The sequence below is a fragment of the Symmachiella macrocystis genome, assembly GCF_007860075.1.
Taxonomy (GTDB): domain Bacteria; phylum Planctomycetota; class Planctomycetia; order Planctomycetales; family Planctomycetaceae; genus Symmachiella; species Symmachiella macrocystis.
The window spans coordinates 504,020-529,130 of sequence record NZ_SJPP01000003.1 but is presented as its reverse complement, the minus strand read 5'-3'; the positions used below and the strand labels follow the sequence as shown (position 1 = coordinate 529,130).

General features: G+C 53.2%; 20 protein-coding genes. 7 read left to right on the top strand and 13 right to left on the bottom strand.

Annotated elements, in window-relative coordinates:
- The first annotated feature begins 341 nt into the window (after positions 1–341).
- The 5 genes from CA54_RS25540 to CA54_RS25520 all read left to right on the top strand — a co-directional run bounded on the left by CA54_RS25540 (position 342) and on the right by CA54_RS25520 (position 7,019).
- Positions 342–1,346 carry a 6-bladed beta-propeller gene (locus CA54_RS25540; RefSeq protein ID WP_146373825.1) on the top strand — a complete coding sequence of 335 codons (1,005 nt, stop codon included), beginning with the start codon at positions 342–344 and terminating at the stop codon, positions 1,344–1,346.
- 75 nt (positions 1,347–1,421) lie between these two features.
- Entirely contained in the window at positions 1,422–2,708 is a 1,287-nt protein-coding gene (locus tag CA54_RS25535; protein WP_146373824.1) for a Gfo/Idh/MocA family protein, read from the top strand.
- A gap of 114 nt (positions 2,709–2,822) precedes the next feature.
- Entirely contained in the window at positions 2,823–4,952 is a 2,130-nt protein-coding gene (locus tag CA54_RS25530) for a HEAT repeat domain-containing protein (protein ID WP_197532832.1), read from the top strand.
- A 93-nt stretch (positions 4,953–5,045) separates the two neighbouring features.
- A complete protein-coding gene (locus tag CA54_RS25525) occupies positions 5,046–5,951 on the top strand; it encodes an alpha/beta hydrolase (protein WP_197532831.1) in 906 nt (301 codons plus the stop codon).
- Positions 5,952–6,026: 75 nt separating this feature from the next.
- Positions 6,027–7,019, top strand: coding sequence for an alpha/beta hydrolase (locus CA54_RS25520; protein ID WP_146373821.1), 993 nt, complete (start codon positions 6,027–6,029; stop codon positions 7,017–7,019).
- A 57-nt stretch (positions 7,020–7,076) separates the two neighbouring features.
- Here CA54_RS25520 and CA54_RS25515 read toward each other — a convergent pair whose 3' ends face one another.
- Positions 7,077–8,732 carry a hypothetical protein gene (locus CA54_RS25515; protein ID WP_146373820.1) on the bottom strand — a complete coding sequence of 552 codons (1,656 nt, stop codon included), beginning with the start codon at positions 8,730–8,732 and terminating at the stop codon, positions 7,077–7,079.
- 323 nt (positions 8,733–9,055) lie between these two features.
- On the opposite strand from CA54_RS25515, the gene CA54_RS25510 reads away from it, so the two are divergent.
- Together CA54_RS25510 and CA54_RS25505 are read left to right on the top strand one after the other, a co-directional pair.
- Positions 9,056–10,306, top strand: a complete 1,251-nt coding sequence (locus CA54_RS25510) for a PQQ-like beta-propeller repeat protein (protein ID WP_146373819.1) — start codon at positions 9,056–9,058, stop codon at positions 10,304–10,306.
- A gap of 52 nt (positions 10,307–10,358) precedes the next feature.
- Positions 10,359–10,781, top strand: coding sequence for a flotillin-like FloA family protein (locus tag CA54_RS25505; protein ID WP_146373818.1), 423 nt, complete (start codon positions 10,359–10,361; stop codon positions 10,779–10,781).
- 460 nt (positions 10,782–11,241) lie between these two features.
- Here the strand turns inward: CA54_RS25505 and CA54_RS25500 are convergent, their stop codons facing one another.
- The 12 genes from CA54_RS25500 to CA54_RS25445 all read right to left on the bottom strand — a co-directional run bounded on the left by CA54_RS25500 (position 11,242) and on the right by CA54_RS25445 (position 24,885).
- Positions 11,242–12,054 carry a PEP-CTERM sorting domain-containing protein gene (locus CA54_RS25500; protein WP_146373817.1) on the bottom strand — a complete coding sequence of 271 codons (813 nt, stop codon included), beginning with the start codon at positions 12,052–12,054 and terminating at the stop codon, positions 11,242–11,244.
- A 353-nt stretch (positions 12,055–12,407) separates the two neighbouring features.
- Positions 12,408–13,136 (bottom strand): PEP-CTERM sorting domain-containing protein, encoded by a 729-nt coding sequence (locus tag CA54_RS25495; protein WP_146373816.1) that lies wholly within the window; start codon positions 13,134–13,136, stop codon positions 12,408–12,410.
- 87 nt (positions 13,137–13,223) lie between these two features.
- Positions 13,224–14,366, bottom strand: coding sequence for a PEP-CTERM sorting domain-containing protein (locus tag CA54_RS25490; RefSeq protein ID WP_146373815.1), 1,143 nt, complete (start codon positions 14,364–14,366; stop codon positions 13,224–13,226).
- 395 nt (positions 14,367–14,761) lie between these two features.
- Positions 14,762–15,436 (bottom strand): PEP-CTERM sorting domain-containing protein, encoded by a 675-nt coding sequence (locus CA54_RS25485; protein WP_146373814.1) that lies wholly within the window; start codon positions 15,434–15,436, stop codon positions 14,762–14,764.
- Positions 15,437–15,735: 299 nt separating this feature from the next.
- On the bottom strand, positions 15,736–16,269 hold the full coding sequence (locus tag CA54_RS25480; RefSeq protein ID WP_197532830.1) for a PEP-CTERM sorting domain-containing protein: 534 nt from the start codon (positions 16,267–16,269) through the stop codon (positions 15,736–15,738).
- A 326-nt stretch (positions 16,270–16,595) separates the two neighbouring features.
- Positions 16,596–16,898 (bottom strand): hypothetical protein, encoded by a 303-nt coding sequence (locus tag CA54_RS25475; protein WP_146373812.1) that lies wholly within the window; start codon positions 16,896–16,898, stop codon positions 16,596–16,598.
- Between the two features lie 475 nt (positions 16,899–17,373).
- Complete coding sequence (locus tag CA54_RS25470) at positions 17,374–17,616, bottom strand: hypothetical protein (RefSeq protein WP_146373811.1); 243 nt, start codon at positions 17,614–17,616, stop codon at positions 17,374–17,376.
- Positions 17,617–17,861: 245 nt separating this feature from the next.
- Positions 17,862–18,737 (bottom strand): PEP-CTERM sorting domain-containing protein, encoded by an 876-nt coding sequence (locus tag CA54_RS25465; RefSeq protein WP_146373810.1) that lies wholly within the window; start codon positions 18,735–18,737, stop codon positions 17,862–17,864.
- Positions 18,738–19,201: 464 nt separating this feature from the next.
- Positions 19,202–19,990, bottom strand: coding sequence for a PEP-CTERM sorting domain-containing protein (locus tag CA54_RS25460; RefSeq protein WP_146373809.1), 789 nt, complete (start codon positions 19,988–19,990; stop codon positions 19,202–19,204).
- A 169-nt stretch (positions 19,991–20,159) separates the two neighbouring features.
- Positions 20,160–21,065, bottom strand: a complete 906-nt coding sequence (locus CA54_RS25455; protein WP_197532829.1) for a phosphodiester glycosidase family protein — start codon at positions 21,063–21,065, stop codon at positions 20,160–20,162.
- A 247-nt stretch (positions 21,066–21,312) separates the two neighbouring features.
- The gene (locus CA54_RS25450) at positions 21,313–22,842 is read right to left on the bottom strand and encodes an LTA synthase family protein (RefSeq protein WP_197532828.1); all 1,530 of its coding nucleotides are present in this window, start codon (positions 22,840–22,842) and stop codon (positions 21,313–21,315) included.
- A gap of 267 nt (positions 22,843–23,109) precedes the next feature.
- Complete coding sequence (locus CA54_RS25445; RefSeq protein WP_146373806.1) at positions 23,110–24,885, bottom strand: FHA domain-containing protein; 1,776 nt, start codon at positions 24,883–24,885, stop codon at positions 23,110–23,112.
- Positions 24,886–25,111: the final 226 nt, after the last annotated feature.

The window sequence follows — 25,111 nt, the reverse complement described above, 5'->3', positions numbered from 1 at the left end:
AGAACAAGTCGGTAAGAAACTGACATCCTGTCTCATTGAAAGCTCCAGAGTACGATTGCAACATGTTTCATTGATATTCACCCGGTGTTTCTAAGGTCAGACACCAAGCCACGCCCCTCAGGCCGCTTGGGATTTGTCGTCTCTTTGAGGAAATCATCCGAGCAGTCGACACGGCCCAGACCGCCGAAAATCCCTGCTGGTTGAATTTCATCGCTCCCCACTGGATACTAAATACTCCACGGCAGAACGCGCACTAGCCTGCGTCGCTGCGGTTTTCTGGCGAACTTTGCTGCCGATCCGAAAATGCCCTCACGACAAGACGACAATTAGGAATCCTATTCATGAAACAATTCTCGGCTTACATCGCTGTGGCGATCACATTGTTCATCGCTGGACCCGTCTTTGCGGAAGAGAAAACCGCGCCGGTGCGGATGGGGGCCGGGGCGATGACCTTCGATACCGTCCCGGGCTGGGGGCTGGATGAAGAGGGCAAATCGGTGCTGGGGCCGACGCACGGAGGAGTCGTCATCGATAAAGAGGGCAATATCTACACCAGCGCACAGATTGGTGTGTTTGTCTTTACGCCGGATGGCAAAGTCATTCGCCGCTTTGTGGGTGATGAGTACTCCAACATTCACGATATGGAGATCCGCGAAGAAGACGGTGTCGAATACGTTTACGGCGCTCGCAACGTCGATGCCGAGGGGATCAAATTCAACGCTCAGACCGGCGACATCGTGCTGAAGCTGCCGTTCCCCGAAGAATCGGGACTGGCGCTGAAGAAGTTTAGCCCCACGGCGATCACGGTGGCTCCCAATGGCGACATTATCCTCTCCGACGGTTACGCCAGCAACCACATCTTTAAGTTCGACAAAACCGGCAAATACTTGATGCACTTCGGCACCAAGGGGAACGAACTCAAACAATTCAACACAGCGCACGGCATGACCTTGGATACCCGCTACAATCCGCCTCGTCTGTTGATCTGCGATCGCAACCATGAACCCAAAGGACGCTTGCTGCATTACGATCTCGATGGAAACTACATCGATGAAGTCGTAACCGGCTTGGGAATGCCGACGTCTGTTGCTGTTCAGGGGGACTTCGTTTCCGTGCCCGATTTGCACGGCCGAGTGGTGATTCTCGATAAGACAAACACCATCATCGCCGTGTTGGGGCACAATCCGGATGCCAAAGCAGGGAGGTCCTTCAATGTGCCGCAAAAGGACTGGGTCGAGGGCCTCTTCAGCGGGACGCACGGGTCTTACTGGGATAAAGATGGCAACCTGTACGTCCAGGACTGGAATACCTCAGGCCGGATAATGAAACTCGTGCGGGTCAATTAACTTTTACTGCAATGCGACACTTGGCCTCACCAGCGTTATTCTAAAAAACAATCACAACCTTTAGGAGATAAAGAGATGCCAACTACGGAAACCAAGATACCTCGCCGTCGGTTTTTGAAGTCCACTTTAGCGACCGCCGGTGCTGCCGCAATCGCACCGATGGTCATCCCCAGTTCGGCATTGGGACTGGACGGCGCTGTCGCTCCCAGTGAACGGGTCGTCGTGGGGGGCATCGGTATTGGAAATCGTGGTACCTACGATCTCAGTTGCTTTCTGGAACAACCGGACGTGCAGTTTGCCGCCGTTTGCGATATCAAAGAAGCACGCCGCACGGCTGTCAAGAAGATCGCCGACGACCATCACGGCAACCAAAATTGTGAAACCTATCGCGATTTTCGCGAATTGCTGGACCGCAAAGATATCGATGCGGTGCTGATCGCCACCGGCCCGAACTGGCATGCGACCGCCGCGATGACTGCGGCTAAAGCTGGCAAGGACATGTATTGCGAAAAGCCGTGCACCAAAAACATTGCTCAAAGTTTGATCCTCAAGGACACCATGCGGCGGACTGGCCGGGTGTTTCAAGCGGGGACACAGCGGAGAAACCTTCCGCACTTCGCGTTTGCCTGCGAACTGGCACGGACGGGAAAGCTGGGGAAACTCAAACGGGTCTACGCCCATCCGGCAGGCATGCAAGCGATGATGAGCGGTTGGCTGCCGGCTGAACCGGTGCCGGACAAGGAAGTCGTAGATTGGAACATGTATCTCGGTCCGGCAGCCTGGCGGCCGTTCAATGCGAAATTGCTGGATGGTTTTAATTTCGAAAAAGGAGGCGGCTTGGTTGGCGGCGGTGTGCTCGAATGGGGTTCGCACTGTGTCGACCTTTGCCAATGGGCAGTCGACGATTGCCCGCCACCGGTTGAGTACGATCCGCCAAAAGACGGGCAATTGGTCTCCCGCTACGAAAACGGTGTGGAGTTGGTTTTCCGGGAAACCGGCTGGATCCCGCTCGGCTCCTGCCCGGTGCGATTTGAAGGCGAGGACGGCTGGGTCGAAGCCGGCGACAGTGGCAAACTCGTCTTGAGTTCGCCCGCGTTGTTGGCCGGACGCACCGTTGAAGAAATCGGCGGCTATCCGGCGACTTTCCACGTTCGCGATTTCCTCGACTGTGTCAAAACCCGCTCGAAACCAAAAGGCAACGCAGATGCGGCGTGCAATGCGCACATCGCCTGTCATGCCGCCAATATCGCGCTGTCTCTAGACCGCCAAGTCAAGTACGACAACGAAACGCACACGTTCATCGATGACGAACAGGCGAACCGTCTGCGATCCGAAGCACTGCGCGAGCCATGGCGGCTGTAGGCCCCGGCTTATTGGCACGTCAGACACACCACGTATTCCCGCATTGCGGTTGAGACCCACCATCAAAACGTCCTTAAAAATATTGGGACCGCTACTATGTATATGAATCGACAAATGACACGCGGCTTCATTTTGTTCGCCGTTGTTGTCGGCATTGCCACCACTTCACTGCGTGCCGATGATGCTGCCAAAGCCTCGTCGGAAAAAGAGCAGGAACTGCTCGCCGTCCTCCGTTCCGATGCGCCTCCCGCAGAGAAGGCGATCACTTGCAAATTGTTAGCCATCCACGGCTCAGATGCCGCTGTGCCTGACTTGGCAGAACTGTTGTCCAATGAGCAATTGGCGTCTTGGTCGCGAATTGCCCTAGAGGCGATTCCAGGCAACACCGCCGGTGAAGCATTGCGAAATGCGACCGATTCGCTCGACGGACAACTACTGGTCGGCGTGCTCAACTCCATTGGCGTCCGCCAAGATGCCCAAGCGGTCGAGTTGTTAACCAAGCGATTGCAGGATGAGGATGTTGAGGTAGCCTCCGCGGCGGCAGTCGCATTGGGGCACATCGGCAATTCCGACGCTACGCAAGTGCTGCGTAAATCATTGGCCGCCGGTCCTAAAAAAATTCGTTCAGCCATCGCCGAAGGATGTGTCCTGTGTGCCGAACAATCGCTGGCTGACGGAGACGCGGCGGTCGCTGTGGAAATCTACGACGAAGTCCGCAGCGCCGATGTCCCGCAACAACGAATCATCGAAGGCTTGCGCGGTGCAATTCTTGCCCGGGGGCAGGATGGAATTCCGCTGTTGATTGAACAATTTCAGTCGCCGGACAAAGTGAAGTTTCAGTTGGCTTTGGGGACGGCCCGTGAATTTCCTGGAGATAAGGTCGATCAAGCGCTGGCCGATGAACTGGCGCGTGCAAAACCCCAGCGGGCGGCTTTGATTGTTCAAGCGATGGCCGACCGGCCCGAAACCGTGATTCTGCCCGCCATCTTGCAGGCAGCCGCGAAAGGTCCCCAAGCCGTGCGACTCTCCGCCATTGACGCGCTCGGCCGCGTAGGGGACGCCTCCTGCCTCTCGGCACTCCTGGACATCGCAATCGAAGGCAATGCGGAACTGACGCAAGCTGCGAAAACTACTTTGGCGGATCTTCCGGGGGAAAACGTGAACGCACAGGTCGTTGAGCTCCTGCCTGCTTCTGAAGGAAAAAGCTATCCGCTGCTGTTGGAAGTGGTCGGAACCCGCCGCATTGCCGCCGTCCCAACTCTGCTCAAAGCCTTGGACCATGAGGATGCGGACGTGCGCCATGCTGCTTTGACGGCGTTGGGTGAAACGGTCGAGCTAGAGAATCTTTCCGCCCTCATCGCACGGGCGACCAAGCCGAAGCATTCCAAAGATGCACCCGTGGCTCAGCGGGCATTGAAGGCGGCGAGCATTCGCATGCCGGACCGGGAAGCCTGTGCGGCTCAACTGGCCGAAGCGGTCAAACAAACTCAGTCCGTCCCGACTAAAGTTGCACTGCTGGAAATCCTAGCTGAAATGGGCGGCACGAACGCGCTAGCGACGATTGCCGAAGCAGCGAAAAGCAACAGTATTCCGCTACAAGAGTCCAGTAGCGCGTTGCTCGGCAAATGGATGACCGCCGATGCGGCGCCGGTCTTACTCGACTTGGCGAAAACACTTCCGGCGGAAAAATATCACGTGCGGGCCTTGCGGGGTTATGTCCGCATCGCGCGGCAGTTCAATCTGCCTGAAGAGCAACGCGCGGAAATGTGTGGCAAAGCGCTGGAGGCTTCTCGCAGGTCGGCCGAACGCAGGTTGGTATTGGAAGTGCTGGCACGGTATCCGAATGCTGAAACGCTCAAACTAGCCATCGATTCTCTGGCCGATCCCGAGATCAAAGACAAAGCTTATGAATCCACGTTGGTCATCGCCCAGAAATTGGGGGACAAAGGAGGCGACGTGCAAAAGTTGTTGTCGCAAGCGGGATTGGAAAAGATCAAGCTGGAAATCCTTGAAGCCAAATATGGATCCGGCAACACGCACAAGGATGTCACCAAGAATTTGCAAAAACAGGTCCGCGATTTGCCACTGATTTTGTTGAGCAAACAAAGCTACAATAAAAGCTTCGGTGGCGACCCGGCTCCCGGTTCCAAAAAGGAATTGACAATCAAATACCGCATCAACGGCAAAGAGGGCGAAGCCACTTTTGCCGAAAACGCTGTGATTGTTTTGCCGATGCCTAAGTAGATCGATCGCCTCCGCCGGCGATGGGATCACCTCATCGTCCGGCGCGCGTTCGGAGTTGTCAGTAGAATTTGTGGGCCCGACCGGGAGCGTTATTTGGACGCCGCAGGTGATCAACAACTCACCGGATCACCCCCGCTTCCCCCAGTGGGGTGGTGGAAACGGATACGCCGCGCAATTGTTCTGTATGTGCTCGTTCCGTATCTGGCGGTCGTGGTCATCTTTGTTGTTTTACAACGCAAGTTGATCTATCGACCAACCGTGGCCGACGACCTGCGGGTGACGACCGTGGGGCTCGATCCGCAAGCGGTCCGCGATGTTCAGATTCAGACGCCCGGTGGCGACACGCTCAACGGTTGGTTGCTGCGGCAAGCCGATGGCGAGGATGCCGTTGAAAGACCGCTGGTCGTCTATTTTCCCGGCAATTCATTAAACCGGCACGAACGGATCAACGATCTGCGTGAGGTTGTCCGCTGCGGGTTTGATGTGTTGATCTTCGACTATCGTGGCTACGGCGACAGCTCCGGTTCGCCATCGGAGCACAAACTGACATCCGATGCGATGCGTGTCTGGAACTACGCCTGCCAAGAGTTGGATTATGAGCCGGGGCGAATTGTCATTTTCGGTGAGTCCTTGGGGGGAGCAGCGGCACTCTCGTTGTGGACGTCGGAAAATGCGAACCCGCCACAACCCGGGGCGTTGATTTTGAATGCGACGTTCGTCTCAATGCCCCGCACAGTCGCTTGGCTATACCCTTTGTTTCCATTTCAGTATCTTCTGCTCGATCGTTGGCCCTCTCTTGAACGGATTGCCCGCGTGGCTGCGCCAGTGGTTGTGTTCCATGGCACTGAGGACGATATGGTCCCCGTATCGCACGGACGCGAATTGGCTGAGGCGGCCATCGATGGCCGGTTCATCAAGATCCCCGGAGCAGGGCACAACGAAATCCCGCTGCTGCGCCTGTGCGCCGAATTGGAGCGACTGGAATTGCTGCACCAGTGATTGCCGGCCGCTGGCTGTTCACAAAATCTGCTGCGGATAACATCATTTGATATACCTGACTCGGGAAACTTTACTATGACTTCGACCGCCGACACATCCTTTGATTCTCAGCAGTATCGCCAGCCGGTAATGGAACGCACGACTAAAGAACTTCTGGACGAATTCAATCACAGCGACATACCAGCCATGGAGACCGTCAGCCCCGCCGAAGCGCGGGAGATGATGACGGACGCTCAGTCATCCGTGCCGTTCAATCTTCCACCGGCGGATGTGTTGGAGAAAACGATCACGGTCGAGGGGCACGAGATTCCTCTGGTGATTGTCCGGCCATCGCAGGCCAAAGACGTGTTGCCGGGGTTCATGTTTTTCCATGGCGGTGGTTGGGTGATTGGTGACTTTGCGACACACGAGCGATTTGTACGTGAGCTTGTCTCGCAGTCGGGAGCGGTTGCAGTGTTTGTCGATTATGAACGTTCTCCCGAAGCACGTTATCCGGTCGCCTTAAATCAGGTCTATGCCGCCACACAGTGGGTCGCCGCGCATGGCGACCAAATCGGCGTGGATGGGAATCGATTATCGGTGGTGGGAAACAGCGCTGGCGGCAACTTGGCTGCGGCTGTGGCCCTACGTTGTCTATTGGAAGAGGGACCGACAATTCGCCAACAGGTATTATTCTGGCCGGTCACCGATGTACGTTTCGACACCGCATCGTACGCTCAATTTCACGAAGGCTATTTTCTAACCCGCGCCATGATGCGATGGTTTTGGGACCATTACACGACCGACGAATCCGAACGCGGCAGTATCTGGGCTTCCCCGCTCCGCGCGTCGCTGGATCAACTCCAAGGACTGCCGCCCACGTTGATTCAGACGGCGGAATTCGATGTGCTGCGCGACGAAGGAGAAGCGTATGCCCGTAAGCTCGGTGAAGCGGGTGTGGACGTAGTGTGCATGCGGGTGAACGGCTTAACGCATGATTTTGGGAACTCCAACGCGCTCTGCCAAGTTCCAGCCATCCAATCCGCCGTGCGCATGGCGGCACAGGAAATCCGCCGCCATTTGAAATAAGGGTTTTCCAAACGTCGCGCAGGGCGCCGTCAAACGAACGATGGTCCAACCAAAGCGTCATTCTGAATCGATTGCTGCGCCGGTGTAGGAGTAAATCTGCACATTCTCATTGGCGTATCTGAGGGTAACTCCCGGGATTGTTTCCCAGGCGACCACGCCGAATTGTTGTTCGTCCCGCCCCACATAGATCCATTGGGCACCCAATTCATCCAGGAATGCTTGGGAGTTGGCCGACGATAATTCGCCTTTGTAAAAACTCTCAGCCGCGCGAGACATTTCGCGGACGTGCGGCGTGACAGACCAATGGCCTAGCACCAAACGGGCGGAGACCTGTTTGGCCATGCGGTTTCCCGTATTCAGCATGCTCAACACAACATCCGATTCCTGGCTGTGTACGTTTAACCAATCAAAAGCCTGATCGTCGGTCGTAGTAATGTAATGATCGGGAAACGACCGGAGGTTATAGACCGTCTTCAACACCCACACCCCGCTCCCCATCGAATTGATGGCGATCAAGACCACGAACACACCAACCAATACCTGAACGCGTCGGCTGGCCAATTGATTTATTATCGCGTCACTCAAGGGAACCGCCAGAATAATCATCGGCGAAACCAAGGTGATGCCAAACACCGGGCTGTAGGGCAAGAAGCTAAACAGCGGCAGCTTGTTGGCATGCACCAACACCAGTGCTCCGGCAATCCAAACGCAGAGCAACCGGTCGGCCGGACCGTTGAGCGGATAGCGGCGAAAACAACACAAGCGCGCGGCACAGAGTAACCCAATGGCGCCAAAACTCAAAAGGTGCCCGGCCAAGGGCATCTCTTTGACCGCCCCTTGGCCGGCCCAGTATTTGAAGACCGGGTGAAAATGAAACAACCAAACGTAATAGCCAACCAATGGGGCAATGGCGATCAACGGCACTGCCCGAAGGCTGAGCTTCCTCCACGAGAATTCTCGCGTGACGACAGACTCCAACAGGCAATACAGTGGAATCACGCCGGTCAGGAGAATCAAATCGTAGGGGCGAATCAGCCCGTGTAGCACCGCAATAGCCGCAGCAACTCCATACCAGCGCGGTCGTTCGGTTTTCTCGCCGACAATGAACGCCGCAAGAAAGAGCAGCGACAATCCGTGTGAGATGGACAGGTGGGGATTGATCAGTATTTGCCCGAACGGATAAATGGCGTCCGAAAGGTCGAGCATCACCTCCGGCCATTTCCTGGTGAGCCCGGCTTTTTCTAATATCAGAAACACCCACCCGAATCCGCATCCAAATGCACACAGCAACAGGGCGACTCGGCGATGAAATTCCGAACGGAGAGCTGCGCATGCCAGTCCCCAAAACCCGAAAATCAACACCACTGTGCCGATGGCCCGCCAAATCGAATAGGCCCAACGCTGCGACCCGCCCAGCCCAGCCATCAACTTACCCACAACGAGCCATTCCAAATTGAACAGCGCCGGTTGGTGCGGGAGATGCGTCAATCGGTTGGTGAACAGCCAATGCCCGTCGGCGCTTTGACAAATGAAGGAGAAATACATGTTCTGGTCATCAGTCGTCCCCACGAACCCGTCAAAAACGGTACCTAAAGGAGCCTGTTGATAACCAAACAGATACAGGCTTTCCGTGACGGCCCAGACGATGACAGTCACAATGACCGGCCACCAGGGAATTGCGAAACCGGATTGAGGAGATTGCCCTTCGGTCATAAATCATCGTCCGCTTGCCATCGAGAACAGATGCGGACAAGACAAAGCCGCCGCCGTTTTCTTGTTCGAGAGGTCCTAACAGCCCGTTTGCGAGACACATCATTATAACGCCCTTTGTTCTGTGTGGAACTCGACTCATCAGGGAGGCCGCAGAAGATCAGATTCGGGCGGTTGCTAAAGGCATAGACCATCACCTCAGTTATTCCTGACACGGCAGCAAAACAGCACCTGCAGCACGACTCATTGGTTGTTAGAATATCCTCGGTAAAGCGAGAACCGGACTTCTCGCCTCATTTCTGCGGACATAACAGTAGGAAGTCCCGATGCTGAAAACATGGTCCTGCGTTTGTGCGGTTTTACTCATCCTCACTGCCGACGTTCAGGCTGAAGAGGAATGGCCACAGGTTCTCGGGCCGCACCGCAACGGCATCTCCGCAGAAACGGATCTACTGGAGAAATGGCCGGCCGAGGGGCCGAAAGAGGTCTGGCGCGTGCCCGGAGGCGTGGGCATGTCAGGATTGGCGATCAGCCGCGGCCGTTTAATAACGATGGTGCAAACCGACGGCAAGCAACGCGTCATTTGCGTCGATGCGGCGACCGGCAAGCCGATCTGGAAGACCTCCGTCGCCCCCGAGTATCGCAACGGGCAGGGGGATGGTCCGCGAGCGACTCCGACGATTGTGGGCGACCAGGTGTTTGCATTCACTGGGGAAGGAATTCTCGCCGCTCTCAAATTTTCCAACGGAGACATCCTCTGGTCGCACAACACGCTTGAAGAACATGGCGGACAGCCAGCGGATTACGGCATGGCCTGTTCGCCGCTGGTTACCGCCGAGCGGGTCATCGTCACGATCGGTGCCCCGCAAGCAACGGTAGTCACCTACGACATAAAATCCGGTAAACCTGCCTGGAAAGCCGGGACAGAGGAGACGGCGGGGTATTCCTCCCCGGCTTTACTCAACGTCGGGGGACGAGAGCAACTGGTCGTGTTCACCGGTAGTTCGGTGATTGGCATTGCTGCCCAAGACGGCGCTGACCTGTGGCGCTATCCGTACAAGACCGATTACGACTGCAACATCGCCACCCCGTTGTCATTCAAGGAGCAGGTGTTCATTTCCGCTGCAGAGAATCACGGCAGCGTGCTTTTGAAACTGTTGCCCGATGGCGACCAATTCCGTCCAACCGAAGTCTGGGCCTCACAGGGCGTCAAGAGCGTGCTGCGCAATGAGTGGCAAACGTCGATACTGATTGATGGTTATCTCTACGGCTTCGACAACGTCGGCAGCGCCGGGCCGGTCACCCACTTGACCTGCGTTAATGCAGCGACCGGCGAACGGATGTGGCGACAAACACGTTTTGGAAAAGGCAACCTGATCGCCGGCGACGGCAAGCTGTTCATTTCGACCATCAAGGGCGAGCTGGTCGTAGCAGAAGCCTCCCCACAGCACTACCAAGAGATCGGCCGCACACCGCTACTCGGTCCAACCCGCCAAGCCCCGGCCCTCTGCGCGGGATTGCTCTATCTACGCGACGGCCGCGAGATCGTCTGTGTGGACGTGCGAAAACCGAAGTAATTCCAACCACTGCTTTGCCTTTTTCGATGGGACCCTATGGAAGGACTTGAGCATGATTCTGTCACAAATGTGGATGGCGGTGAATGCAGCTCCAGCGCAGAAACTGGGAGAATGGTTAGCTGTTGCGTTTATTGGTGTAATGTTTCTCATGGTCATCGTGACTGGCGTCTTTTACTTCCAGATCGGCAGTTTGTGGTTACAGGCATTTTTGGCTCGAGCCCACATTTCCTTGATACAGGTGGTCGGGATGAAGTTGCGTCGCTCGCCTGCCAAAGATATCGTCCGCTGGAAAATCATGGCAACGCAAGCCGGAGTTGCGATATCAACACAAGAGCTAGAAACAGCGGCGTTGCAAGGAGCTGATGTGGAACGAGCGGTGTTGGCAATGATCCGCGCGCAACAAACCGGCCAAGAGATCACATGGAACGACGTGATCGCCGAAGACACCGAACAGCGGTTGCGTGACGGGTCGTGAAGGTGGATTTGCATGGTGAAGGCGAGCCCTACAGCCGAAGCATACGTTACAACTTCATTTTTTTAGTCTTCAGCGCGTAAGGCACATCACATTGGATCATGACCGACAAAAGATCACAAAACCGCCGCCCGCGCATAAAAAAAAATGCCATGGCAGGGGTTAGCGACTCAGTACCAATGAGTACATGCTGAGCCGAGTGGACGATACTGGACTTGAGCGGTTTCGCCTAACCGATTGTGCAGCTGAGCAGTTACGTCAATCAGGAATTCCAGGTGCTGCGAAAAGCGCTGCAGTTGATGCCGACTGCTATCGAATGCTTAGCGCCTGGCCGCAACTCCCTCGAGAGGTGAAAGCCGGCATCACAGCAATGATTGCGGCAATGGAGGGAGGCGATTGACAAAAAAACCGCCGACGCTTTCACGCCAACGGTTTTCATATTCCTCACAATGGCAGGCTCGCTTTACGCCGCTTGTTGCTTTTTACGACGCCAGCCGTAACCAGCCAGACTGAAAGCACTGAGCCCTAATAGCATTGCGATGTTGGAGGGTTCCGGCACAAGGGCAGTATTGTCGACTGCAATTCCGCCAGCAATGTCTACGTTCGTAAACCATCCATAGCGATTTCCGCCAACAATGGACGGGATTAAATCGGCCGGATTACTTCGCGTTTCTGTCCATATTAGCCCCCCGCCATCATAAAGATTCAAGTCCACTGAGAGCACACCACCGACATCCTGGAAAGAGTGTTCGAAGGTGTACCAACCGCTGCTACCGATCACCGCGTGATTGAGGGTTTCCAGGTCTTCTCGAGGATCAAAATTGGTGTTGTTGCTAGCACCAACCAAAAGATCGCCCGTTGACGTGTCCTTCGTGACGTGAAAGATGAAATCACGCTCATGGGCTCCATCTGAGCCATTCGCGGCAACCGAATAGTCAAACCCTTCCCCCGCCGCCCAACCGATGTCGAGATAGATGTCCACCGAAGTAGTCCAGTTTCCGGGCCAAGTACTGCGATATCCATCAAACGCGGTATAAACTCCATAGGTTGTCTGCTCAACAGTCGCATGGTATCCGCCATCCGCTGAGGTAATGCCGCCCGTTCCAGATGCTACTCGGGTTATAACGCCATAAGCACCACCACCGTCGGACCAACCACTGGTGTCGGTTTCAAAGCCTTGGGAAAATTCTGCATGCGCAGCGGATGGTAACACTACGGAAATCGCAAACAATTTGGTCAGCATCAAACTTCGATGCGTCAGCCTCTTGTTGAACATCTACAGCCTCCCTTGTTCTCGTGAAGTGTTCAAAAAACAATAGACGAAAGGTGACTCGTAGTATGTAATACGGTTCCGGTCCGATCAACGAGCAATCGCTACAATATCCGCATTTTGCGCAAGCCCACAAAGAATTGCGCAGATGCGCAAAACCGCGTGGTCGCGTTACTCGCGACAATCGCACGATGGGAAAAGGCTAACGCTACATAGTTCCGACTCACCCCGGGAGACGGTAAGTTTGATTCGAGGAGGGTTGGGACAGCAAAAAATATTCCAACAGTATGCCGTGAACTTTCTTGCGCCGAGGAGTGCGAATCAACCGCCGACGGTTGGATGTTCATGAACAACTTGTTTCACGCAGCTTGTTGCCGTTTGCTTCGTACTCCGTATCCGACCAGGGCCAATCCGCCGATGCCCAGCAGCACCATGCTCGACGGTTCGGGCACCGCGCGTAATTCGATGCGGCGGTCGGAGCTGTAGCCTACCAATTCCTGCCCGAAATAGACGGGGATTTCATTCACCGGGACACGGCCCTCCAGTAGTGTCGCCGTCCGCGGCGGCAGGCCGTCTAGCGCGGCCGTAAACCTAAACTCAGCGCCGGTTTCCAGCGTGATAGCTCCACCGGCGAGTTGGAAATAAAACGAAGGGACGTCAATAGTTAGATCTCCGCTGATCAAGCTAGAAGGATCACCAGCGGCGAAACCGGGATCAGCAGGATTTTGGACAATGTTGTCGATCGTACCGTGAAAACTCCCCACGCCGACCGAACCTGCTGCACCAAACGTATACGGCCCCAACTCTGGGCGAAATCCCGTGAATACGCTGTCGACTCCGGTGAAACTGATAGAACTGCCGACTTGGGCCTGGCGATCGATGGTGATGTAGCCGTCTCCAAACAGGTCGTCGATCACAAACTCGGGACCCGGGTTGATTAAGGTCCCGCCAAGAATTCGCACATCTTGAATGGCGCGGCCATAAAATGTGGTTTGCCCCGGCACGATGGGGGCCGCATCACAGGGCGCCCCTTGGCAAATCCCCAACGTCATTAACACCAAAGCACTGCGTGAGATCAATCGAAGCATGACGTCGGTCTCCTTGTTGTTAAAAAACTGCAGGGCAGACTCATTCGTGAAACTGTTTCGCACAGGCGGTTGTTTGATTTCAATCTTTTAGGGGGTGGCCATACGTCGCTTCCGCCAGCCGTATGCGAGCAGGGAGACGCAGGTGATGCCGAGAAGTCCGGCGTAGGTGCTAGGTTCGGGGACTGCGGCCTCAGAGGGTGGCTCGACGACGTTGAGCGTCAGTCCGCGGGAAGCGTAACCTCCGTCTCCATCGGTAACTTGAAGTCTAAACTGGTGAGTACCCAGATCGAACAGGCCGGTCATACCGGTGCCGATAAGATCATCGTAGTAGCCGTCGCCATCCAGATCCCAGCGATATAGCAACGGATCGTCGCCAGGGTCATGCGCAGATGCTCCAAAGCTAAATGAGTCACCCACCTCGATGGTTGCGCTCGATGAGATAAAGTCGATGATTGGATTGAGATTGTGGACGCGAATATCAATCGTAGCATTGTCCCACGTCACCGTATCATCATCGTAGACGCCCCCCCTCAATTCGAAAATGTCGTATCCGGGGCCACTTTGGGTGAAATCTCCAACAAGACCTCCGATTTGTCGCTGGTATTCAGTATCGTAATCAGTTCCCAGTGTCACCTGTGATGCACTATCGACATCCACCACAAATCGGAGATCATCGTATAGCCCAGGGTCAGTCGCGGTCATGTTTGCTGATACCGACTGGCCTTCATAAATATTGAGATATGGTACAGACCCCACTGTGGCACCGTTGACCGTGAAATTGGTGATCGTTGGCGCGACGTTTCGCACGGTGATCGTTCGCGTAGATCCCGTTTGATTATAGGTCTTAATCGTATAATGCTCGTTACCATATCGCTCTTCGTACACACGGAGATTTTGAGTAGAAACGCTAGTTTGGTAAGTGCCATCCTGGTAGTACTTCAGGGTGCCCGACCGCGAAGACATGGTCCGATTGGGGTCATAGACGTTCTCGGTGTGGTAGACTGAACCTCCAGTAGGGCCGGAAAAAATCCCAGGACCGTCGTTGTAGCGATAAGATCCTGAGCTAAAGTGTTCGGTGCCGCCTACCGACACGCCATAAGTCACGTTGGTGGTTTGCCCTTCGTCAATATAAGTGTTGGTTACGGTGTTGAACGTAGTCAATTCGGCAAATACGGCAGAACCCCCTAAACCAATCGTCACGGCCAAGCAGGCCGATACGAAGTTGCGCATTGCATACCCCCTATTTCTCTGGTTGTTTGATCCATGGACAGCTGGTTCAGTTGTCCGTCGATGTGTTACGGGACAAGTCCCCGATAGTAATGCGAAAAAGGCAGCCGAAATGGGTCACGAATAATTTAGTTTTTCTCGATTTTTCTCAAAAAATCTGAGTGAACGATTTGATTCAAAAAGATTCGAAACTGCCGAATCGAATTGCAGGCACAAGCAAGTCTTTTTGCGCAGACTGCACACGTTTTGGCGAAGGCCTTTTGTGGCTCTCCACATGATCCTGCGGAAACGCGCAAAGACGACGATTAGATCATGATGTATCCATGCGGCTACATGCGGCTACGAAAAAACCGCCGGCATTTTCGCGCCGACGGCTGCAAGTTCATTGCCAATGTGTTTCACACAGCGTGTTGCCGTTTGCGTCGCCAGCCATAAGCGAGCAGAGACACGCCGGTGATGCCGAGGAGTCCGGCGTAGGTACTGGGTTCGGGGACGGGAGTATTGACGTTCATTTTTAATTCCCCTTGCCCACTAGAAAACAACGGGGCTGAACCAACATTTGTAAATGAACCGGTACGCAGATCATTCAGGTCAACACCAACAACAATCGATCCTGTCCAAGATGATGTTTCCCCTGCCAAATAACTCAACAAAGAATCAACCCGAATGCCAATATCATCTGGATTGGTACCAGAATCAGCATCCAGGATGACATGGGTAATCGACTGCGTGTCTGCCCCAACTGTCACCGTAGCTAATCCAGACAATACGGGGAACAACTGGTTCTGAATACCGTCATCAAGAATCACATGAAGTCCAGATGTAGTTCCGTCGGAACTCAGCTGTCCAACGTCTGAGAAGCCGGGTATGTTGTTGGTTCCTGTTGGAATAGACTCGGACGACGATGCGATTGACGTTCCAGAAAATGTCCACGTCGTGAATCCATCACCGCCAAGTCCAGTGACATCGATCATTAGTTCGGCATTGGCTACTTTGGCGCTCCCTAACAGTGTTGAAATGCTAACGGAAACGAGCAATAGGTTTCGGTAAATATTTCTCTTCATTCGCTTCATCGCGTTCACCTCTGCGACATTACCCTGAACCGAATTCAACCGGACAATGGCGAGCAACTCGCAGTATGGACTGCGTCTCTTCAAGCCGTCAACAAGAATACGGGCCGTCTACGACAGATTACACATGTCCGCATTTTCTTGCGTAAAAGCGCAGAACGGCATTGGGAGAGCAATCGCGGCACGACCGCTATGTGAGTCACCACATCGCACAAAAACAGCCCGCGAATCGGCAGGCGTGAAGCACAAAAAAAACGCCAATGTTGTCACACCGACGGTTGAACTTCATGGGCAATTCAAACTTAAACAGCCTGCTTTCTGCGTCGCCAACCGTAGGCGAGCAGCGAGACGCCGATGATACCGAGGAGTCCAGCGTAGGTACTGGGTTCAGGTGTGATAACCAAATTTACGTCTGCGGTATACCCGCCCAATCCATCAGGAGTAAGATCGCTTTGAACTCTTATGGCTAATACATTCGGTTCATCAATAGGCGTCGAGATTTCATCAATTACGAAATCCAAATAATCAGGAACGCCTTCGAGCAAAGTCAGTTGGGGAAAGGCGTTATATTGGATGTCATCCAGTTGTGTGAATGTTTGTCCGAAAATGGTGAAGTCTATCATCAACCCCGAGGGGGCAGCAACGATCTCAGGACCAATGCCTGTCAGGCCGGCATCATCATAGGAAAATGTTCCTATTCCAGTCGTGCCTGCATAGGGCAGTGGATTAATCACTGTTCCCGTAAAAGATGTAGTTATGATCTCCGCTTGCACCTGCTTTCCCGCGACAACCACGAGTGCAACGCACGCCACCGAGATTCCAATCCATCGCTTCATAATTCCATCCTCGGTCTGATATTCCTTGATTTGAATCCAACCCGACGAATGCGAGCCATCGCAGTATGAATCGTCATCAGTCAGGCTGTCAACAAGGATACGAGGCATCCGCGGCGATTTGCGGGCACCCGCAATAAACCTTCGGTTTGGCGCAGAGTGGTGCCTTGCATGAAAACTGGGACCGCTAGGGCCAGTGTGACGGCAGCGCGCTAAAATGAATTGTGGATTGGCAGACGATGTTTACAGAATTCCTATCGCTCAGCAATCTCGGCAGTTCACATTCCCTGGTTGAAGTAGCGAGTATGGGGGGCAGAGCGACCCCCGATTCAGACCCAACCGCTCCCGCCACAGGCGTCGCACTTAGCGACCTTGTATAACCCGATGTACCTCCCGGTCCCGTCACAGTCTTGGCACGTCTTTCCGTCGTGTATAAAAACAACTTCGCCCTTGTTGCATTGTGACAAATCAACATTGAGAGTCGCTGAATCCAGTTGGGCGATTTCTAGTAGGCCATCAACGGCCTCGCTGAGTGATTCACCAGCAAAGGCGAGTGTCGGATTCTCGTCAAACCAAGCGGACCAATGTTCGTTGGGTGTCAGGGCTTTCGCTACGTGAATGCGTGTTGTCATACCATAGCCCAAAGTGAATGGCGAGACTCCGTCTCATTCGAATCGGTGAATGATTGGCACTGTACATCAGCGAATTGGCAGTTCAAGAAAAAACCAGAGAATCAGCTTCGATCGAGGGTAACACCCAAAACCATTGTGCTGAAAAACGTTGTAAATCCCTCACGAAGCAACGGTTTTAGTCCATAACACACCGGTCGGCTATTGGGGTGTGGATACAGTTTTCGCAATCGGTGCGCAATGAAAACACGACTCAATAGAATAGAGGAAGATTGATTGATAGTACGGGAAGAGTTACCCACCGGTTGCAATATGCAAGCGCCGTGTGGATGACATCAACGGAAAGCCTTCGCGCTGGTGCGATACAAACTGATAGCCGACTCAGCGGCCCGCGTTGCGCCGGCCGACGCCAAATATGGCTCACGAAAAAACCACCGACGTTTTACGCCGATGGTGGGAGGTTGTCTGCCAAATTGATTCAATCACAATGTTGCGTGTCAACCACGCCAAGGAATATCGTGATTTTGTTTGCGCCGCCTTTTGCGAGCGCGTTTCCATTGCCACTCATGCCACCATCTACGGATAGGGTTTGCGACAAAGCTACAACGACAGTCAAAAGCAGCAACAGCACCGCAGCTGCCATGATGATGGTTGTTGCGTCGGAGAATATATCGAGCGCAGTCTTGAAAGCAGACGGTGACTGTTGAGCAAACAGAGACAAGACTTCAATCCGGATTAAGCGTGATCAAAAATGGGATGCGTTGAGGCTGCCTATATTACTAGACGAAAAAAGCGAGAAGTGTGTACGCGAAAAACCCCACAGACCAACGTGTTTTCGCACGATAATCGGGGAGGGCATTGTGTTTTGTGCATCAGCCGTGCGATAGAAGTGTCTTAAGCGCATCAAAAAACCGCCGACGCGATTGCGACGACGGTTTGCGTTTCAATTGTCGTGACCGGGTCGATTCACACCGCTTGTTGCTGTTTACGCCGCCAACGGTAACCGACCAGTCCGAATGTGCCGAGTCCTAACAGCATGGCGATGCTGGAAGGTTCTGGCACAGGTTCAAAGTTGTAGGTTGTACTTGCTAGAGAACTGGTAATTGAGACGTTGTCAAAATACCCCGTTTGTCCCTGATTGTAGGTACCGATACCCATGCTGACAGCCGACAGTTCAGCAGATGCAAAAGCACTGTCGAAAGTCGTCAACCAGTCAGCAAGAGTTAGCAGTGGCGGTCCTCCAGCTGAACTAGTCTGACCAAATCCCCCCGTGTTCCAAAATAGACCAGAGTTAGCATCGATACTTACCGTCGTCCACGTATCTGTTGGGGGCGCGACGGATGCGCCAGGGTTGCTGACCTGATTCCAGTAAGGTTCGTAAACTAAAGTCACGAACCCATCTTGACCAGATACGTCATCGTAGGCTGCATTGTAAAATGATAGCTTTATAGAGGGTGCCGCCGTCGCGTTCAGCAAGTCGCCAGATGAATCTTTGTAGTACGAGTAACCTGTCGAGAAATTGACGTCTCCTATCAGACTTCCTGCAGTACCCCAACTGTCAGTCACGGCAATTTCTGCTTTGTCGCCATTGCTCGCTCCAGTAGTTAACAAAGCCGCCCCGATTGGCAATGGCGCGGCGCCTTCCAAATTACCACCTTCACCAGACAGATCAACAGTTGATGCGGTTCCATTGCCTCTCATGTCAGAATAAAACCAGACTTGGTCACCAGACGGCGGATATGATTCGATCGTAGTGATTTTAATTTCTTCAGCACTCGCAGTCCCGAAAACGAAAACGCTTACTAGAGTTGCCAAGAGTATACGAATCGAAAAACGTCGCATTTGTTGAAGCTCCCTTGAGTTAAATAGTGAAAAGAGAAGAAAAGCTCTGTGTTGACTGCTTGCTACGACGAATCTTGAAATCAAGCATGCGTCTATGGGCAAGCAACAAAAGTTGTCATCAACCGTGTTACAGACCTTAGTGTGGAAATGCGACTGTTGTGTGTCAACACTTGGTCGCTACGACGTCTGAAGTTTGCGCAAGCCCACAATAAATTGCGCTGATGCGCAACGTAGCGTCCCAAGCAGAAGAAAGACGTTGTCACCGCGCTATAACGGCCTGATGGAAATTGCCGAGCGATACAATAAAATATTTCATTCCACCATTCGGGGTTACCCCATAAAAGAGGAGGGTGTGGCGGCACAAAAGCTATGTCTTTGGGGGCAGCAAACCGGCCAGTGCAACAGAAAACCGCCAACGCTTTCACGCCGACGGTTTCCTCAAAACCATGGATCAAGTTGTTTCTTTACGCAACCTGTTGCTGTTTACGTCGCCAACCGTAGCCGAGTAGTGAGACGCTAAAGATGCCGATCAGGCCAGCGAATGAAGAGGGTTCGGGCACTTCGGGGCTCTCACCTAATCCATCGCCGATGACGACCAATTGGTCCTGAGCTTTGACTGGATTGCCTTGACTGTCTAGATTCTGTCTATATAGGTTTAAGACTTTCACGTCATCGAACCGGGCCACACCTTCGGCAGTGCCCGCAAGCACGGCTGCCTTCGCAGACTTGTAATACCAGTTTTGGTCGTTAACAGTTATCTCGTCTTCCAGCATCCATATCGCTTGTTGCAGATATTTTGCGTTGTTAGCTTGATTGTCATAATAACCATCAAGTTGTGTTGTGCCGCTACCGTTTACGCCAAACAAATCTTTGGTCCAAAATTGGGCAAAAAGCCACCTGGTCTCATCGGATAGATAGTCAACACTATTGGCAGGTGGACCGCCGTCATCGGCATAGTCTGAAATGCCGTAGACTTCCATGTTTTCATTGTAGGCAAAATGCTCAGAATACTCGACGCAGAAGCCTGACCAGTAGGGGTTGTAAGTCGCATCACCGTTGATCTTGTCAACTGTGAACTCGCCACCCGGATTGGGGCCCGTCCCGTCGCCCAGACTGATTGTAGTTACGCCAGGGGTGATTGTGTAGAAGTTCGAACCAAGATCACCAAATGAATCGTAAGGCCTTACCGTTTCGGCCTGAGCAGTGGACAGCAAGCCAAAACTCAGCAGTCCGGCTAGAAGTAATCGTTTCATGATGAAAAAATCCTTGTACTTGATATTGGGTGGCCAATCACTGACGATTGGCCCAGGTGCCATTGTGTGTTGTGTTGTTTCGTTTCGTCAACAAATAAATCCGTTGTCGTCGATGCTTTGCACTCATCCACGTAAATTTGCGCAAATGCGCAAAAACGCGTGGCTTGATTTACGGTGGACCTGAGAACGCAAGAGGCTTAGCAAAAACACCGATGTGATTGCCGACCGGTCGCTCAATGCCGAGGAAGCCTCCCTGAACCGGTCGATTCAGTCGAATGGGGATTCCGAAGGTGCCCTGGGAAAGCATCGTCGAAGAGCCGCCTCCATCGAGTCGAATTGCGTTGTAGACACCCTGGTCGAGTAAGAGTGATGCGAGCCCGATTTGGTCAATCCCCTCGCTATAGGGCAGCTGATCCCCATCGACGACGACGAGGAACAGAGTCCGACCTTCCGCATCAAGGCCGGCTGCGGTCATTGCATCGAACGGGCCGGAATCCACTGAACTTGGCTCGCCCTCCACAATGAAATGTCTCGTGCCGGCTGTCGCTGTGTACCAGGGACGCTCTAAAGACCGAGCAATCGTGCCATGGCCGCTTTCATCGATGTGCAGCACAGGGCACCAGTGTTTCGGAGTGCCATATTGAGCCCATCGCGAAGCTGCTCCGCCCAGCACGTCTTTCGGATCGCTCCAGTACGGGATGTACGACAGAGGATTTCGCCGCTCGAACGGGGAAAAGTGGGAACCGTTGATTGCTGCCTGAAGACCGAATTCACTTAAGAACTGAGAGGTCGTACGCGGCTCCACCGCAAAGACGCCATCTGCATACTCAGGTGGCGTGACAAACACTTCCACGCCGTCCGCCTTGAGGTCAACCTTTAGGATATGCACGACCGCCGGCGTTGGTTCGTCGAGAACTATGCGGATGTAGTCAACGCCATGAAAGAGAGGCGTGGTGCCAGGTACAGGGCGTGGTCCGAAACGGTAAAACGCCTGAAACGTTCCAAGGATCACGAAGGGACTCACGCCAAAGAGCAAGAGGCCATAGCAGAATGTGCGGAATCGCGAGGATCGCATTTTCCCTCGCTGCATGATCCAAATCGCAGCGAATGGCCACATCCCAAATGCGACCAGAGTCATCATGCTTGGCCAAGTCACCGTGACCATGAGCGATGGAGGCACGATGAAACCAAAAGCAATTGCCGACGTGACCCATGGTTGCTGTATTCGTTCCTGTAGCGTTCTAGCCATGAATCCTCCCCTGTGACTCATTTGCCGAGCACGTTGATTGGCAGCTAGTCAATCGCATTGTTGTACGTATAGCTCACCGGGGTCGCCGTGCTGGAGTGACGCCAAACTGACGACGCACATAAGTTGCACAGTCCAGCAAGCCGATCGCAACATTCGTCTCCTGCAACCTGTTTTGCTGAATTTGTTCCCCTACACGTATTATTGCGAATGGTACCCGTTCAAGGGTGGTGTCACCTTTGGATTCGTACTTGACCCGAGAATCGTGATCTCCATAAATAACAACGGTGGTCTGCTCCGGCAATCTCTGTAGATAATCACATAAGATCCGGTCCATGTAATACATGTTGTTGCAATACTTCTGGAGCATACTTGTGCTCTCTGAAAATAACTGAGGTGCATTCGCTGGAAGAAATGAGAATGGAGTGTGGGTTGTAAGTGTTACCAGAAAGTGGAACTGTGGCTGAGTCGACTGTTCAATGAGGTCGGAAGACATTTCAAAAACCCTTGAGTCCTCGATCCCCCAATCTGATTCTGGCAACCCAAGGGTCACCAATTCTTCTTGAAACAATAATCGATCAAATCCCATTTGTTGAAAGCATGCCCGTCTTGAGAAAAACGTGCCACGATTCCCATGCAGTGAGACGGTTTCATAACCATGTGTTTTTGCGAGGTGAGGCAAACAATCCTTGTATTCAAATCCGTCTACTCGATATGGAGCCACGATTCCCACGGGCAATCGACCTGTCAGCATCACGAAATCCGCGTCTGACGATCCGCTTTGGTGAACGGCTTCAATCTCATATGAAATGCCACCTGAAAGAAGACGTCTAAGTCTTGGCATTACCCAGCGGTTATTAACTTGTGAGTTAAGGATCGCGTAATCCAAACTTTCTACCTGAATAATCACAATATGCCCATTGAACCCGATGTCAGGTTCGATATTTGCCAGCTTGTCGCTTGTGACTTTTGCCGCTTCGTTTGCCATTTGGAGCAAGTTCTCGTTATCACGGTAGGCAGACTCCCCTCCCCAAGAAATCGTGTAGCCATAGAGGCTCCCGATGTGGCTCAGCGAATGCCACGTTGCCAAACCGCTCATTGGGCGGATGAAAGCGACAAGAACAAAAACAAGTGTGAAATAACAAATCCCAATACGGATGCCCCATTGTCGGGCTAATATCGTTGGTTTCAAGTATCTGTCCCGTAACGAAATTAGCGCGAGATTTAGGGCGATACAAATGGTAATGCCAACAGCTATTCCAGGTGGAATAAGTGCCAGTAGGCTATCAGTGAAAGTCGCTCCTTCTGTCGATTGATTGACCATCACTGTCCAGGACAGTGGGAAAGAAAAATAGTCAAAGTACGCATAAAGAATAATGCTCGCAATTCCGTCCAGGACAATAACAAGCCTCAGGAGCCATCGTGGGGCTAGCAAAACAATCACACTTGCAGACAACAGGTTAATTGTTGCACGGACTAGGCTTCGCTTTATCGGTCGGCTTATTAGGGCACTTTCGGGCGAAGGGGCGTCTGAAATTAGCGTCAAAGCCTGTAGCAAAAAGTTTTCGGATGCCCAGAGGACGATCAACAGACAAGAAATCGCCAACCAAGTCCTGGCGTTCCTTAAAGGGCTACAAATCAGATGTTCGTTACCTGCCATTGGCGAGCGTTGGTTCTTGAATATAGAGGCCATCGGTATGAAAATCTGACACACCAGCTGAACGGATTGATGTACATTCCGCCTTGCTGTTCACCGTAGTTGCTCAACAATTCCGTTAGCGCTCACCGCCATAAATACTGAGTGCAGAGAATAAGAGCATTGCCAGTGATGTATCGGCGACAGCATTCGTGATGAAATCGGCCGGTTCACCCGTCAATCCCCGCCGAAGACGCGTTTGATTTTTTCCCAACGGCTGTCACGTTCTTTTTGTAGCGTGGCGATGCGGCCGCAGACCCAGGCGTGGCCGAGTTCGACTTTGGCTTGGGATGTGGGATTGTTTGGCACTCGCTTTGCGCTGTTGTTACTCTCTTCCAGATCACTTTTAGCAGCCACCTGTTCGGCACTGGGGGGCACCGATTCCTCGTCGACTTTCGTATTTGTCTTCGGTGTGGCTTCATGCAGGGCTTTGTCGGGTGTGGATTCAAGCGGCTTTGAGTTCGAGGTATTTGTGTTACTGACTTTGGCCGTGGGTTCCGCTTGGGTGATTCGCTCTGGGTGGTTGACCGTAATTGTTTGTTCTTTCGGCGCTGTTGCTGCGACGGCGGCGGCGATTTGGCTGGGGAGCGATTCCATGCGTTGCGACAACTCGCGGCCGGTTTTCAACAGGGCTGCGACGTCTTTGGCGGGGGCAGTATGCTCAATCGCCGACTGTTGTTGCATTGCCGATTCCATCGCCTGCCAGGACTTCTTCTGCAGGCCAAGCAATTCAGCGTTGATTTCGTGGACGCGTTGCAGTTCTTCACGGAGTGAGTCGATTTGGTTGCTTTGTAAAGCGGTGATGACCTGAAGCATCTCGATCGTCGAATCATGCATGCGTTCGACGACATCAGTCTGGGTGGCACCAAACTCCGCGAGCATCGATCGGACGATTTCGATCAGCCGGTGGTCCGACTGGCTTTCCACATGGTTCGCTTGACCATTATTGTGTGGGTGAGCCAGGTTCTGACTTTGTTGGCTAGTTTGTAGCTGTGTTGGCGCATAATGGGTGAGGGATGATGTTCCGTTGTGCCCGATTGTTGTGGGATCGGAAGTGGCGTTGTCGGACACTTGCAGGTGAGGCTCTGCAAACTGAACTGCAGACAACGGAGGGGCGTTCGATGGGGTGGTTGTCGAAGGCTCCGATTCGGTGATCGAGATACGAGCGCTGAATTTGCCGACTTGCAAAACACTGTCATTATGCAGTTGTGCAAATCTGACGCGGCGACCATCGACTAACGTGCCGGCTCCACGGCCTAATAAATCAACGACCCAGAGGCCTGATCTTGTACGCACGAGACTACAATGCACCTTGGAGACACTGCGATGGATCAATCGTACTTTGCAGGCTCGTCCTTTTCCGATCAGCGTCAGATCGTGTCTGACATCGAACGTCGTGGGCTTAGCGGCTCCCGCAAAGAGTTCGAGCTGGATCGTGAGCGGTTGATGTTCACAGGTAAAATGGCGCGACGAGTCTGTTTGATCGACTGTGGGTGGGGCGGGGTTGGATCGTTCAATGTCGTTGTTGAGCGAAAGGTGAATTGAATAGGGGCCGACGGAGACGACATCGTTGTGTTTAGTAAGCTCGGAAACGACATTCCGCTGCGTGCGACGACCACGAACGCGCTTGCCGAGGTCGCAGAGGAGGATTCGATCGTCGACGCACTGAAGATAGGCGTGGCGATAGCGGACGTCGGGGTGTTGCAAGCGGATGTCACATCCGTTCGCGCGGCCGACTAGAATGCCAGGGCGATCGATAGCAATCCGCTGTAGGAGCGTCCCCTCTGAGGACTTGACCATTAATTCACCGCGGCCACCCACGACGCCACAATCGTCGCGGAATTGAACCACATCGGACTCAGGCACATATCCTAGGTGCGCAATCGAACCGGAAGCGGACAATTGATAGGGTGAGTTTTCTGCACTCTGGTTATCGGGATTTACGAACATCATTCCTTGAAATTCTTCGGTTCTCGAAAACGACCGTGTGGAAACGCGGAATCTTGCAGTTCAATAGTTCAGCACGTCATCGCGTTTATTCATGGGTTGCCCATGTCTATTGCATACCAAGGACAATCAGCTGTTATTTTCCACAAGATGTGTAGAGTTCACAATATATATGCGACTTCGTTTATGGTGTTTGCGCTTATCCGCATTTATTTGCGCATTAGCGCAGATT